Below are 14,378 nucleotides of genomic sequence, written 5' to 3' on the forward strand. Positions count from 1 at the left end.
GAAGGGGACATGAATCACGCATAAGGCTTTAGATAGAGAATGGATTGTATTATTAAACGAAGCTAAACGACTGGGGCTCGCACCTGAAGACATTCGCACGTTTCTGCAAGAAAAGATTTATTGTCTATACCTATCAAAATGGCGTTCCTTCTTATAATTTATTGCATACCTATCGTTTTGATAATGAAGCTTACACTCAAAAGGTAGGAAGTTGAGTAATTTTTAATGGGGAAGATTATTCGGTTTCCTGGAAGAGTTGTCATGATACTGAATTTTAGACCTTACAAACATATTCGAGTTATTTTTACAATATCTTTACTTCAAAGGAATTAAATAATTGATAAATTGTTAAAAAAATCTGATAAAATTACAAAACAATTATTATAATAGACGATATAATAGGCGTAGTTATATAGGGATAGGGCAGGGGGCTTACATACTAAAAATAGTAGAAGCTTCCGTAATTTGAACGGGGAGGTTCATCTATGATGAAGGCGATTCCTGATGTGAAAACGTTAGATGCAGAGTGGGTAAGATTGGTGAAAGAAGCAAGAGATATGGGGCTATCAATTGAGGAAGTAAGAGAATTTATTAGAAAAACGAGTTTTCATTAAATAACATCAGCTGATGGCTGATGTTATTTTTTTGTAATTCCGTTATAGTAGAGGAAAGGGAGGGTTTCAAAGTGAACTCAGGTCATTTTGAATTATTCGATTTACTTAAAGATTGTTCCAATTCTTTTCAAACGCCTATCCTAGTTTTTAATAATAATGAAAAGCTGATTCGTCACTTTCCCGATCAATTTCATCGTCCGCCAAAAATCTTTCATAAAGAACTTTATCAGCGCTTAAGAGAAAGCAAGAGTAAACCCTTTCAGCTGCAATTATTTTCAGATATATATTATCAATACTTCTTTTTTTACCCCATTAAAAACCATGCAGGCGATTTTACATACATCGGAATTGGTCCTTATCTCATGCAAGAAATAGGAAAATTTCAAGTGCGAAAAATGCTAGTTTTATATGGGATGGACTTTTCTTATGAAGGGGAAACCGTTGAATACTTCAGTAAACTACCAGTTATTGATATGAAAAAATTAGAATCTGTTGAACGTCTGCTAAACTCTTTATTGCCAGGAAAAACAGAAAGTCGCTCCATAGGGCAGATTCCTACTGAAGAATGGGAGGATTACCGAGAATTTAAAAGCAACCATTTAAATGCAAAGTTTTCTCGCCACCTCCTTGAACTGAATGAGAACTTCAACCGTTATTTTAAGCAAGGGGATGGAAGAGCTCTTAAAGAATATCAAAAATTACGTCGATCCTCGCTTTTTCCATTAGGTAATGGAGATGAACTACGGTCTGCGAAAAACAATATTATTACGTTAATCTCAAAGTTAACTAGAATTGCGATTGAAGAAGGAATTGCAAAAGGGGAAGCCTTCTCTTTACATGATTTCTATATTAATTACCTGGAATCAAAAGAAGATACAGACGAGCTCGCACTTTTAGAGCTAACCATTGTACAAGCTTATTTAAATGTGATGAAGCAAAGGACGCAAAATAGCCTCGTCTCCCCCCTAGTTCATCGAGCGAAAAACTATATCTATCAGAATTTGACGGAAGAGATTAATTTAAAAATTATTGCTGAAGAACTGCATGTCAACCCTAATTACTTGTCCAGTATTTTTAATAAAGATACCGGTGTTTCTATTACAACGTATATTAATGATCAGCGGGTGAAGGAAGCGAAAGAACTTTTAACAAATACTCAATATTCTCTTATGGAAATCAGTATATTATTGGGCTATAACAGTCAAAGCTATTTTACTCGTGTATTTAAAAAACATGAAGGAATGAGTCCTAAAGATTTTCGCCAGAAATTGCAATCTGCTCATTTACCATATTGACTTAAAGATTTTTTGATTTTTTAGAAAAAATATGTAATACTACTACGAATTATGTTAAAATAAAACAATATTTAAATGTTATGAGGATCGATATGAAAAAGTTCGGCTATTGGATTCCTTCTCTATTATGGATGGGAATGATCTATTACTCTTCTTCAACACCATATGAAGAGCAAGATGTGAAACCTCTATTAGGAAGCTGGTTTAATCTCTCCTGGTTATCCCCTTTCTTAGATGGAATTACCTTTACATACAACAATCAAGAAGTTAGTGTCTCAGCACAAGGTGTAGAGGGGTTTATCGAGTTTTTTATTAGAAAAGGCGCTCACATTGGCGTATTTTTTATTTTAACTCTACTACTCTATTTCGGCTTGCGTCACTCCTTTCATAGAAGAAAGAGATTGCTTTCTACAGCCTGGTTATTAACTGTCTCTTATGCTGTATTTGATGAACTTCATCAAGGTCTGACACCAAACCGAACACCTTACGTCGGAGATGTTCTATTAGATGCTTTGGGTGGAAGTATGGCAATTTTAGTCATTTTTTTGTGTGGAAAAATGGGGTACCGACGAAAAAAGAAGTTTAATCTCGAATGATTAAGGAATATAGGGTTATAACAGAAAATAGAAAAGGTGTGGGCAATGACAAAATCAGAAGAATTGAAAGAACTTTTGCAATCGATCATTCAACAAACGGAGAATTCAGAATTAGCATCTTCTCAAGATGTGATTAACCGAATCATCCAACAACTTCAAACATAATCAGTAAGAGCAGAAAAACTGCTCTTTTTTTACATCCATTTCTCCTCGTAAACGCTTTAATGTGATATAATTTATTTCCATACATAGTTAAAATTCTTATAGAAAAGGGATGATCATATGAGCTGGTACCAGGAATTTGAACGCTGGAATACTTTCACGTCTTTAGACCCGACTCTTAGAAAAGAGCTTGAACTTTTGCAACAAGATGAGCAGTCACTAGAGGACGCTTATTACAAAAATTTAGAGTTTGGAACGGGTGGTATGCGCGGGAAACTCGGACCTGGAACAAACCGTATGAACATCTACACCATTAGACGAGCGGCTGAGGGTCTTGCTTCTTATGTAGAAAGTCTTTCAGGGCAATCTAAAGGTGTCGTTATTGCGTACGATTCAAGGTATATGTCAAAAGAGTTTTCTGTGGAAGCCGCAAAAGTGTTAGGCCGCCACGGCATTCTAACCTACGTTTTCTCTTCTTTAAGACCAACTCCTGAACTTTCATTTGCTGTACGTCATTTAGGAGCAACAGCTGGAGTAGTGGTGACCGCAAGCCATAATCCACCTCAATATAACGGCTTTAAAGCATATAACGCAGATGGCGGACAGCTGCCTTTAGAAGAAGCAGCTACAGTTATCGACATGGTGAATCAAGTTGAAAACGAACTGGAAGTTGAAGTCGGTGACCAAGCAGAGTTAGAAGCCTCGGGTCTTTTGAAATGGATCGATAGCGAAGTCGATCAGACTTACCTCGAAAAATTAAAAGAAGTAAATGTGAATCCTGAATTATCTCAATTTGCCAGTGATTTAAGTGTCGTTTTTACACCGCTTCACGGTACAGCTCAGATGCTTGTTGAAAAAGGACTTCAACAAATGGGCATTACCAATCTTCATACAGTAGAAGAGCAAGCGATCCCAGATCCAGAATTCAGTACGGTTGCTTCCCCTAATCCAGAGGAACATCAAGCATTTGAACTTGCTATTGAAAAAGGGAAACAGCTTGGATCAGACGTATTAATTGCAACAGATCCAGATGCAGACCGTTTAGGCATCGCCGTTCCTAATACTACTGGGGACTACCAGGTACTCACTGGTAATCAAACAGGTGCCCTATTGCTTGATTATCTCCTATCACAGTCTGAGCATGTCCCTGAAAATGGAATTGTCATTAAAACCATTGTGACTTCTGAGTTTGGGCGTGTTATCGCTGATCATTACGGAGTAAGCAGCCTTGATACGTTAACTGGATTTAAATTTATCGGCGAAAAGATAAAAGAATATGAAGAAACGAAAGAGCATACTTTCCTTTTCGGCTATGAAGAAAGCTATGGCTATCTTGTAAAAGACTTCGCACGCGATAAAGATGCAGTTCAAGCTACGGTATTAGCTGCTGAAGTAGCTGCGTATTGGAAGTCTAAAGGTAAAACGTTACTAGAAGCTTTAGAAGATCTCTATAAAAAACATGGGTATTTCCTCGAGGACCTTCAATCATTAACGATGGAAGGAAAGACAGGATCTGAAAAAATCGAGAAGATCATGAATGACTTTAGACAAAATCCTCTTTCGAAAGCGGGAGGACTTGAGGTTATTGCGGTGGAAGATTACACAACATCACAACGAAAGAAAAAGGATGGAACACTTGAAACAATTCAGCTGCCAAAAGCTAACGTGTTAAAATTTATTCTTGAAAATGACAGTTGGTTCTGCCTTCGTCCATCCGGTACAGAACCTAAGATTAAATTCTATTACGGTGTAAAAACGAACTCCGGTGAAGAAAGTCGCAGGCTGCTTGATTCAGTTAAACAGTCAGTGAACGAACAAATTAATGAAAGTGTTTAAAAGGTCCCGGTTTCCGGGACTTCTTTTTTGCTCAATTTTAATAGAAATCCTCAAAATTGTGGAGATGCAGAGAATCAAGTGATTACGTGTGATATAATGGTACACGGATGAATTTTAAGGGGTTTCCCTTGTGGATTAAGCGAGGATTATTATGAATATATATATAGATATAGCCATAGCGCTGTTGTTATCTATGGCTGTAAGTTATTTACTAGTTTTTCCTGTCATTAAACTAGCAAGAAAATGGCGGATGATGGATCACCCGGAAGCACGAAAAATACATGCTGTCATTACGCCGCGTATGGGCGGGCTTGCCATATTTGGCGGCGTTGCAGCGGGGATGCTCTATATTAGACCTGAGATTCAATATTGGACAGCTATCAGTATAGGTGCTGTCATCATAGTTTTGACGGGCTTATTAGATGACCGTTATCAAATTAAACCTTTAATGAAATTAGGTGGCCAAGTTCTAGCCGCCTCTGTACTTATATTTTCAGGGTTACAGGTGGATATTTTGACGATCCCTTTTATCGGTATGATTCCGTTGAGTGACCCTATTAGCATTGTACTCTCATTCTTTTGGATTATAGGCATTACCAATGCGATTAATTTAATCGACGGACTGGATGGACTAGCTACAGGTGTAACAACTATCTCACTTATTAGTATCTCCATAATGGCTCTTGCTCTAGAGCCTCAGATTGTGATTGTTTACATTTGTGTTGTCTTAATAGGGAGCAATATAGGCTTTCTATTCCATAACTTCTATCCGGCTAAGATTTATATGGGAGATTCAGGTTCTCTGTTTCTAGGTTATTCAATGGCTGTTATCTCTATGGTGGGTTTATTCAAAAATGTAACGCTTTTCAGTTTTATTATCCCTATTATAGTTTTAGCCATCCCTCTTTTTGATACGCTTTTTTCTATCTTAAGGCGGTTTTTAAATAATCAAAAAATCATGATGCCAGATAATAAGCATATTCATTATCAAATCTTGGCGGCTGGTTTTAGTCATAGGGCTACTGTGCTTATTATTTATGCATTTAGTGCATTATTTGGGCTCCTGGCCATTTTATTTTCCCTTACGTCATTTGGAATATCTTTAGGAATTACATTCTTCCTCCTCTTTTTGCTGCATCTATTTGCTGAGATGACAGGGGTCGTTCAAAAGGGAAAACGTCCGGTTATTGATCTATTGCAAAAAATATTCTGGAGAAAGAAAACGAAAAGCAACCAAAAGCAAGAAGGAGATTGATGAGTTTATGAGAGTGTCTATACTCATTCTCAGTTTAATTGTTACTTTTTTTATCGTCCCTAAGATTAGTTCTGCAGAATTAGGGCCAACTGAATGGGAACAATATCGTCTTTATCCAGACAAGAATGCTGTTTATACAAATGAGGAAGTTGAACCCTTGAAGCCGAAAGTATTTGAAACGAATGATGAAATCAGGGCTACTCCGGTGGTAATCGATAATAGAATGTTCGTAGGGAATCATAATAGCGGAGATTTGTTTGCTTTTGATTTAAATAGTGGAGAAAAACTGTGGGAAAATGAGGCTCCTAATTGGATTCACTCAGAAATGATTTTTCAAGATGGCCAGCTATATGTGGGCTATGGGAATCGTTTCTTTCAAGATAACGGCATTCGGGGTACTGAAGAAAGTGGAGTGCTCTCGCTGGATGCTGAATCAGGAGAAATAGTATGGCAGTATGAAACCGAAGGGGAAGTCATGCCTACTCCAGTATACGAGAATGGTTCCGTTTATGCTGTCACAGGTGATCGTTATTTGTATAGTCTTGATCAAACCAGTGGTGAATTGAATGATCAAACTTCTATTGGATCAGTAGTCAGTATGTCTGCTCCTAACAAGACGGACAATACGTTGTATTTCGGAGGAAGCGGTCCTGAACCATTTGAATTCACTGCTTTTGATATAGATAGCGGAGAAATAAAGTGGCAAACGGAATTTCCTTCTGTATTTGCGGGATTAGATGACGTGCCAGCAGCTTCTGCTGATGGAATAATCGTAACTACAGCTTTACAAGGGGACGCTGAAGAGCCTGAACATATGATATATGCTATGGATCAAGAGACAGGTGAGGTCCTATGGGAAGATTCTTTAGGTAAAGGTGATTTCGTAAAGAATAATAAATCAGGTGCTCCAATTATTTATAACGGCAGCATCTATGTGGGCAGTCCAATTACGAAAAAAATGTACGCCTATGATTTAAAATCAGGTGAAAAACAGTGGGAGTATGAGGACGAAGTGATGAAAGCTCCACCTGTTGCTAAGGATGATGTTGTTTATTTTGCTAATACAAAAGGGCTTGTGCAAGCTTTAGATGCTGAGAGCGGTGAAAAACAAGGTGAGATAGAGCTTGGCGGTACACTGGCACCCTCAGGTCCTATTATCATGAACGATACATTAATGATCGGTAGCCAGGACTCCCGAGTTTACGCTGTACCGACTGAAGATATACTTGATGAAGAGATAGAAACGTTTGCTAGTTTAGTAGATAGTGAAACAGACGGACCCAACGATGAATCATCTAATCAGATGATGTATATATTGGCCGGTGGTCTATTTTTTATCGTACTGCTGGGCATCCTATTAAAAACTAAATTTAAAAAAGAAAGAACCCAGTGAGCTTAGGGCATCACTGGGTTACTTTTGTGGATTCAACAAGACTTCTCGTTCATGAGCTTTACCGTATAATGATTGAATGAGCTTCTTACTTGATTGACCATCCGAATATTGATTCCATAGTTTTGAAAAACGTTCAATTTCCTCGTAATTATAAAACTCGGTCCATATAATTTCTATAATTTCCTGACTTGTATAAGCAACAGGACCTGGAGTCATGGAGTGATAATCCTCCCAAAACCCTCTTACTCTCGCATACTCCTCTAAATCAAATGAATAAAAGATCATAGGTTTATTCAATAAAGAGAATTCGTACGGAATAGAAGAGTAATCTGTAATTAATATATCCGAAACAAGCAGCAGATGATTAATTTTTTCTCCTGATGATACATCGATAATGAAATCTGGGTAAGGATTCTTGAAATTCGTCTTCACGGCTGGGTGCAATCGTAATAAGAGAACATAATCTTCGTTTAATGCTTCATACATTTGTTTTAAATCCAATTGAATATCAGGATTCGTTAGCTGGTGATCCCTAAAAGTAGGAGCGTACAAAATTACTTGTTTGTTGTTCATTTCTGGATATTTGTTTTTGAGTTTGTGTACAATTGTTGAATGATCTTCAAAAAAGAAGTCGGTTCTTGGTATACCAGTTTTAAGAATATTTTCTTCTGATAGGTTAAAGCTTTGTTTAAATATCTCGGCCATCTTATCAGAGCCTACGACGACTTTATCAAAACGCTGGTATACTTTACGAAAACGATCGTTAGCTTTTTTTGTCCGATGTTCAATGGAAGGATCCGCTAGTCCAAATTTTTTCACTGCCCCAGAGGCATGCCATAGTTGTATGCATTCTACATTGTCATTAAAGTCCGTGGCTGCCAGAAATCCAAAATAATTATCAACGAATACTTTTTCACATGTGGCAAGGTGATAAATCGATTGGATAAATTCCTTTGGCTTTTTTACGTTGAAAGGAATGACTTGGGTTTGATAATCTTCGGGAAAGAAATACCTGCACTTTTCATCTTTAAGAATGATAATTTCTCCGTCATACTGTTTTTTTAGGGCTTCAACTGTAAACAAAATATTATCCCCAAAAGAAGAGACAAAAACAGTTTTCTTCCGTTGGGGAATAAGTTTAGCAATATTAAAAATGGTTCTAAACATAAGCAGGTAGACGCTTATGATAAAGTCTTTAGCCATTGTTCACATCAAATAAATCATCTTTTATTTTACTAGTTGAAATACCAACAGTACGTGGCAGGTAAACAACTTCACAATATTCTTTCAAAAAGTCAAATTTACCTTCCCAATCATCACCCATAACAAAAACATCAATATCATGCTTCTGCACATCTTCCACTTTCTGTTCCCAGTTATCTTCTGCAATGACTTCATCCACATAACGAATAGCTTCTAAGATCATTTTACGGTTTTCGAAGCTGTGATAAGCTTCTTTGTTTTTAATTGCGTTAAATTCATCAGAAGAGATCGCTACTATTAAATAATCTCCTAAATCTTTTGCTCTTTTTAATAAGTTAATATGACCCCAATGTAACAAGTCAAAGGTTCCATAAGTAATTACTTTTTTCATTTATTATTTCCTCCTTGGATGCTTTAACATTCCATTATAGAGTATATACCTTTTATTTTACAGGAATAAAACATACAATTTACAAATTTATAAAAAAGGGATAGTATACTAGATTTATACGTGCATGTATTAATACTACAAGAAAATACAAATTAAAACAACAAGCTCTTCATTGATAATTTTCCCATAACTACCAAAAAGAGCAGCTCTCTATAAGAGAAAGCTGCTCTTTTATAATAGGATTAATTTTCAACAATGAAATCATTATCTTTGCCACTGCTTGCCCAGGCTTCTTCACCATTAAAAATAATCTGATACCATTCATCTTCAGTTATTAGTTTATTCTCCTCATCTAATTTACCAGCGATTAACTCTTCACGGCTAATAGATCCAACTGGCTCATCTTGAATAGATGGACCGCTTCTAACATTTAAACTATCCGTTGTAACTTCAAGTAAATTTAAATGCTTAATATAGTCGCTGTGAACCCAGCCAGTTTCATCGTGATGCACAATTTCGAGCCATTCTCCGTCTGTCCCTTTAAGATCAACAACAGTTTCATTAGAAAGAGTCTGGATGGTATCTTCATCTTCAGAAGGGCCTTCTCTAAAGTTTAAGTCTGTATCGTTGACGACCACTGTTCCTTTAATACCTTCAGGATATTCGAGGTAACTTCCTTCAGGGTCTGAAGGTTCAGGTTTATCGATAGGAGAAGGTTGATCTTCGTAAGAAGGAACATCAAAGGTAAGAACATAGTTTTCAGTAGTTTCATAGATATCAGAGATAGTCTTTGTTTGAATATCCGCCCAAGCTACGTGTGTAGCATATTGATTCCAAGTAGGTGAATCAGGGTTCCATTTCATCTTATACAACGTATTTTGTCCTCGATTTACATATTGATCGGCCGCAAATTTCGCTCCTCCAACAATGGCTTCTTCAGGAGTAAACCATTCATTATCAAAAGCTGTTTTTGCGCCACCAGAGACTGGTGCTGCATCCACTGCTCCTATACCGTACATATTGTAAACAGTTTGCTCTGCTTCACTTTCATTTACAATTTCTCCTTCTTCATCTACGGGAACTCCCTCAGCTAACTCAGAAGCCCCATAGTTCGTTTCATGAAGAGCGTGTGAAATGAGGTAAGCTTCATTGACGTTGTATTTCTGACCAGCTTCTACAAATGATTCAGCCGTATCCGTAAGTGTGCCGGCATTAAATAGAACATCTTTGTTTATGTTATCCGCATTTAACCCTGCTGGTTGGGATAAAACTAAAAATTGAAAGAAACTGTCCGACTCTTCAGAGAAATTATTTGGGTTTAAATAGTATTCTATTTCTTCTTTACTTGCATCATTAACCCCAGAACCATCCGATTTTGGAGGAGGGTTTGTAGCTGCCTGTTGTTCTAATGTTTCATAAAAATCCACATCATAAGTTGTGTTCTCATAGGCAACATCTTCTAAACTTATGTCATCAGCATGCATATATCCGCTGATTTCTACTTCATTTTGATACGATTGTACTTTATACCAGTTATTTGAAAATGTTTCTAATTTAAGAACGTCATTTTTTTCGAAACTTTTTATCGAAGGAGAATCAGTAGAAGCCAATTCATAAAGTTTTGATTGGTCAGTTGCAGCTAATCCATTGACGGATTCAGTTTCACCTTTTTTATTTTCTACGTGCTCCTTATGGATGTAACCTGTTTCTGCTTCACCATTAAGATAAACTGTTGCTTCATACCAGTTTTCAGAAAAGTTATTATACTTTAAAATGCTTCCTTTACCATAAGACTTTAAAGGAGTGGAGTTTGTTGAAGCAGCTTCATATACGCTTGTTGGATTCTTCAACCCAATTCCTTGAAGTTCATCGTTATTCTCAGCTTCCTTTTCCACGTGATCTTTATGAATATATCCCGTTTCTTTTTCCCCGTTAATATACACTTGGGCAATGTACCAGTCCGATGAATATTCTCTAAACCTTAAATTGGATCCTGTAGGGTAGGACTTTAGGATCCTAGAATCAGTTGAAGCGTCAGAGTACACGTTGGTAGATTTTAATAATCCTATACCGGAAAGCTCTTCGCCATCTCGCTCTCCTGTTTCAACGTCTTCCTTATGAATGTATCCCGTTACTTTTTCTCCGTCAACATAAACGGTAGCTTCATACCAATCATTTAAGTAAGTTTTATATTTCAAGATCGTTCCATTTGAATAAGATTTTAGAATATTGGAGTGACTAGAAGCGGTGGAATACACATTAGTTGAACTTTTTTCTGCAATGCCAGTTAAGTTGTCTTGACTATTAGCAGCCGTTTCAACTTGTTTTTTATGAATATAACCCGTTTTCGCTTCGTAATTAACATAAACTGTCGCTTCATACCAATTTTCAGAGAAGCTCTTATATTTAAGGATGGAACCTTCATTATAAGACTTTAAGTTAGGCGATGAAGTGGCTGCTGTGTCATAAACAGTTACTTTTTCATTCGCTCTTCCCTGTAGAGATTCTTGATGATCGGTTGTCTCTTCAATGTCATCTTTATGTATGTACCCAATATGAGCTTGATGATTTAAATAAACGGTAGCTTTATACCAATTATTATTGTGTTCCTTAAACTTTAAGAGTTTACCTTCCTCATATTGTTTAAGAGAGGGAGAATTTTTATCTGTTTCATTATAAACAGAAGTAGGATTTTTTAAAGCGATGCCTGTTTGTTCTTCATCTGCTAAAACAATATTCGTTAAAAAAAGTAAAGAAGTAAAAATTACAATTGAGAATACAGCTTTTAAGAAGCTGGCTTGCATATACAATCATTCCTCCTATTCAAAAGTTATTGTGATGACTAAGAAAGTACTAGATTCTAAGATTACAAAAATTACGATACGGTTTCAAAGTATAACATCGTATTACGATAAAATGAATAATAGATTACAAAAAATAAACGCAAAATTTTATACGTTTATGTGGTAAAAGTAAAAAAGGATTTCTTCAATGGTGAATTGAAGAAATCCTTTTCAGTTTTATCTCTTATTTTTCAATAATGTAATTATTGTTTGTACCACTGCTGGACCAGGCTTCTGATCCGTCGTAATAGAGCTTATACCATTCATTATCTGTGACAATTTGATCGTCACTATCAAGAACGCCGGCAACGTAGTCTTCATTTTGAAGCTTTCCAATAGATTGATTGTTAATTGATGGACCAGTTCTTACGTTTAAATCAGATACGGTAATCTCAAGCAGGTTGAGTAATTTTAAGAATTCTCCACTTACCCATCCAGTTTCACCATCGTATTGAACTTCATACCAAGAGCCGTTCGTTCCAATCACATCAATCTTAGAACCATTTGGAATTGGTGTAAGGATTGAATCATCAGTTGAAGGACCACTTCTTAAGTTCAAATTAGCCCCAGACTGTACCACAACTTCCCCTTTCACATTATCAGGGTAATCAATGTAAGTACCTTCTGGTTCCTCTGGTTCAGGCTCTGGTGTTGATGAAGGCTGTCCGTCATATGATGGAACATCGAATACTAGCACGTAATTATCAATAGCATCATAGATGTTAGCGATCGTTCTGGTTTGAATATCTGCCCAAGCTACATGTGTAGCATATTGGTGATGTCCTGGACTATCAGGATTCCAGCGCATTTTATACAAAGTGTCTTGTCCTCGATGAACATAATTCACTGACACAAAACGCGCTCCTCCAATGATCGCTTCTTCAGGTGAAAACCAGCCTTCATTAAATGCTCGTTTGGCACCGCCTGACACGGGAGCGTCATCAACAGCCCCTATGCCGTAAATATTATAAACGGTGTGGACCTTATTATTCTCTGAAACAACATTCCCGTTACCATCAACAGGGACACCTTTTGCTAGTGTGGAAGTGCCGTGACCAGTTTCGTGAATAGCATGCGAAATGAGATAAGCTTCATTTATATCGTGAATCTTACCCGCTTCTATAAATGAAGAGGCTGTATCTTGTAATATTCCTGAATTATATAAAACTTTTTGGTTTATCTCAGAGGCATCTAAACCAGCCGGTTGAGATAACTTCAAGAACTGATAAAAGCTACTAGAGTTTTTATCAAAGTTTTCAGGGTTTAAATAATAAGCAACTTGTTCTCTGCTTGCACCTACTTTACCTGCCCCATCTGCTTTAGGAGTTCTAGTCATTTGAATATCAAGAACATCTTCAAAGTGATGGTCATAGCTAGTAGTATCATAGACTAAATTTTCGACACTGACTTGATCTTTATGGATGTAGCCCGTACGCTTTGTGTCGTTAATGTAAGCTTCGGCTTCATACCAATTGGTACTAAAAGTTTTTAAGTCTAAAATGTCGTTTCTATCGAAAGATTCAAGAGTAGTAGAATTTTTGGAAGCATACTGATGCATCGTAGTATTGTTAACAGCTGCTAACCCTCTTACTGCTTCTTGACCGCTAGGGAGGTTCTCTACATGAGATTTATGGATATAACCGGTATGAGCTTTATTATTTAAATAAACGGTAGCTTCATACCAATTTGATGAGAAATCTCTGTACTGCAGGACCTTACCTTCGCTATAGGACTTTAATGCCTTGGAGTTTGTAGATGCTGCTTCATAAACATGGGTAGGGGACTGTAATCCTATCCCGCGATAATTATTATCGGAATCTGCAGCTTGCTCAAGGTGGTCCTCGTGAATGTAACCAATTTCTTCCTTGCCATTGACTGTAACTTCTACAACGTGCCAGTTACTTGAATACCTTTTGTAATTAATAGTTGAACCAGGTGAGTAGGATTTTAGTGCTTTAGAGTTAGTAGTAGCATCAGAGTAAACTTTTGTAGGTTTTAAAAGTGTGACGCCAGTTCCTTTTTGACCATTGGCTTGACCAGTTTCTACATCATCTTTATGTATATAGCCGGTGTGAGCTTCATGGTTCAAGTACACAGTAGCTTCGTACCAATCACCTAAGTAAGACTTATACTTTAAAATCTTCCCGTTAGAGTAGGACTTTAATACTTTGGAATCTTTGGCAGCCTTTGAATACACATTGGTGGATTGATCAAGGGCGATGCCTGATAAGTCCTCTTGATTCTCAACGGCAGTTTCAACATGACTCTTATGTATATAGCCAGTATGCGGTTCGTAATTCAAGTACACAGTAGCTTCATACCAATTCTCAGAAAAGGTTTTATATTTTAGAATAGAACCTTGTCCGTAGGATTTTAATGCTTTCGAACTGGTATTGGCATCTTCATAAACACTTACTATACTGTTATTGGCTCTTCCCTCTAATGAATCCTGGGAAGCTACAGCGTTCTCAACATCATCTTTATGTATATATCCAGTGTGAGCTTTATAATTTAAATAGACGGTTGCAATATACCAATTACTGCTATGCTCACGGTATCTGAGAATAGATCCTTTATCATACTGTTTGAGTGATTTAGAGTTTCTGCTCGTCTCACTAAATACAGTAGTTGAATCCTTCAGTGCAACTCCTCTTATTTCTTCCTCTGCTATCACAGAGTGTTCAACCCCTGGAATATAAACAAGTAAAGGAACTAAGAACAAAAAAGCCAATAATAATCTTGGAAAGCTAGACTGCATTTACATTTGTACCTCCTAATTACTTAATTAAT

The 14,378-nt window shown here is 36.9% G+C and carries 11 protein-coding genes; 7 read left to right on the forward strand and 4 right to left on the reverse strand.

Features of this window, described 5'->3' with window-relative positions; translation table 11 throughout:
* Window positions 1-13: 13 nt before the first annotated feature.
* The 7 genes from IEV27_RS16385 (at window position 14) to IEV27_RS16415 (ending at window position 7,151) form a co-directional block, all read left to right on the forward strand.
* A complete protein-coding gene (locus IEV27_RS16385; protein WP_188378849.1) occupies window positions 14-157 on the forward strand; it encodes an anti-repressor SinI family protein in 144 nt (47 codons plus the stop codon).
* A gap of 328 nt (window positions 158-485) precedes the next feature.
* Window positions 486-614 (forward strand): anti-repressor SinI family protein, encoded by a 129-nt coding sequence (locus IEV27_RS16390; RefSeq protein ID WP_229735395.1) that lies wholly within the window; start codon window positions 486-488, stop codon window positions 612-614.
* 71 nt (window positions 615-685) lie between these two features.
* Window positions 686-1,909 carry a helix-turn-helix domain-containing protein gene (locus tag IEV27_RS16395; protein ID WP_188378579.1) on the forward strand — a complete coding sequence of 408 codons (1,224 nt, stop codon included), beginning with the start codon at window positions 686-688 and terminating at the stop codon, window positions 1,907-1,909.
* Between the two features lie 92 nt (window positions 1,910-2,001).
* On the forward strand, window positions 2,002-2,505 hold the full coding sequence (locus IEV27_RS16400; RefSeq protein WP_188378580.1) for a VanZ family protein: 504 nt from the start codon (window positions 2,002-2,004) through the stop codon (window positions 2,503-2,505).
* A gap of 282 nt (window positions 2,506-2,787) precedes the next feature.
* Window positions 2,788-4,503, forward strand: a complete 1,716-nt coding sequence (locus IEV27_RS16405; RefSeq protein ID WP_188378581.1) for a phospho-sugar mutase — start codon at window positions 2,788-2,790, stop codon at window positions 4,501-4,503.
* A 151-nt stretch (window positions 4,504-4,654) separates the two neighbouring features.
* On the forward strand, window positions 4,655-5,758 hold the full coding sequence (locus tag IEV27_RS16410; RefSeq protein ID WP_188378582.1) for a glycosyltransferase family 4 protein: 1,104 nt from the start codon (window positions 4,655-4,657) through the stop codon (window positions 5,756-5,758).
* A gap of 7 nt (window positions 5,759-5,765) precedes the next feature.
* Window positions 5,766-7,151: an outer membrane protein assembly factor BamB family protein gene (locus tag IEV27_RS16415; protein ID WP_188378583.1), complete on the forward strand. Its 1,386-nt coding sequence runs from the start codon at window positions 5,766-5,768 to the stop codon at window positions 7,149-7,151.
* 18 nt (window positions 7,152-7,169) lie between these two features.
* Here the strand turns inward: IEV27_RS16415 and IEV27_RS16420 are convergent, their stop codons facing one another.
* The 4 genes from IEV27_RS16420 to IEV27_RS16435 all read right to left on the reverse strand — a co-directional run bounded on the left by IEV27_RS16420 (window position 7,170) and on the right by IEV27_RS16435 (window position 14,346).
* A complete protein-coding gene (locus IEV27_RS16420; protein WP_188378584.1) occupies window positions 7,170-8,354 on the reverse strand; it encodes a CDP-glycerol glycerophosphotransferase family protein in 1,185 nt (394 codons plus the stop codon).
* Window positions 8,347-8,745 carry a glycerol-3-phosphate cytidylyltransferase gene (gene tagD, locus IEV27_RS16425; protein ID WP_188378585.1) on the reverse strand — a complete coding sequence of 133 codons (399 nt, stop codon included), beginning with the start codon at window positions 8,743-8,745 and terminating at the stop codon, window positions 8,347-8,349. Before tagD ends, IEV27_RS16420 begins: the two co-directional genes overlap by 8 nt.
* Before the next feature lie 242 nt (window positions 8,746-8,987).
* A complete protein-coding gene (locus IEV27_RS16430) occupies window positions 8,988-11,549 on the reverse strand; it encodes an SH3 domain-containing protein (RefSeq protein WP_188378586.1) in 2,562 nt (853 codons plus the stop codon).
* Between the two features lie 223 nt (window positions 11,550-11,772).
* Window positions 11,773-14,346, reverse strand: coding sequence for an SH3 domain-containing protein (locus IEV27_RS16435; RefSeq protein WP_188378587.1), 2,574 nt, complete (start codon window positions 14,344-14,346; stop codon window positions 11,773-11,775).
* Window positions 14,347-14,378 lie beyond the last annotated feature (32 nt).

This window comes from Halobacillus andaensis (genome assembly GCF_014636475.1).
GTDB lineage: Bacteria > Bacillota > Bacilli > Bacillales > Halobacillaceae > Halobacillus_A > Halobacillus_A andaensis.

Bases quoted from the DNA above. Each gene is read 5' to 3' on its own strand.
- IEV27_RS16390 (WP_229735395.1), top strand. From the start codon at position 486: ATGATGAAGGCGATTCCTGATGTGAAAACGTTAGATGCAGAGTGGGTA.
- IEV27_RS16400 (WP_188378580.1), top strand. From the start codon at position 2,002: ATGAAAAAGTTCGGCTATTGGATTCCTTCTCTATTATGGATGGGAATG.
- IEV27_RS16405 (WP_188378581.1), top strand. From the start codon at position 2,788: ATGAGCTGGTACCAGGAATTTGAACGCTGGAATACTTTCACGTCTTTA.
- IEV27_RS16410 (WP_188378582.1), top strand. From the start codon at position 4,655: ATGAATATATATATAGATATAGCCATAGCGCTGTTGTTATCTATGGCT.
- IEV27_RS16415 (WP_188378583.1), top strand. From the start codon at position 5,766: ATGAGAGTGTCTATACTCATTCTCAGTTTAATTGTTACTTTTTTTATC.
- IEV27_RS16420 (WP_188378584.1), bottom strand. From the start codon at position 8,354: ATGGCTAAAGACTTTATCATAAGCGTCTACCTGCTTATGTTTAGAACC.
- tagD (WP_188378585.1), bottom strand. From the start codon at position 8,745: ATGAAAAAAGTAATTACTTATGGAACCTTTGACTTGTTACATTGGGGT.
- IEV27_RS16430 (WP_188378586.1), bottom strand. From the start codon at position 11,549: ATGCAAGCCAGCTTCTTAAAAGCTGTATTCTCAATTGTAATTTTTACT.
- IEV27_RS16435 (WP_188378587.1), bottom strand. From the start codon at position 14,346: ATGCAGTCTAGCTTTCCAAGATTATTATTGGCTTTTTTGTTCTTAGTT.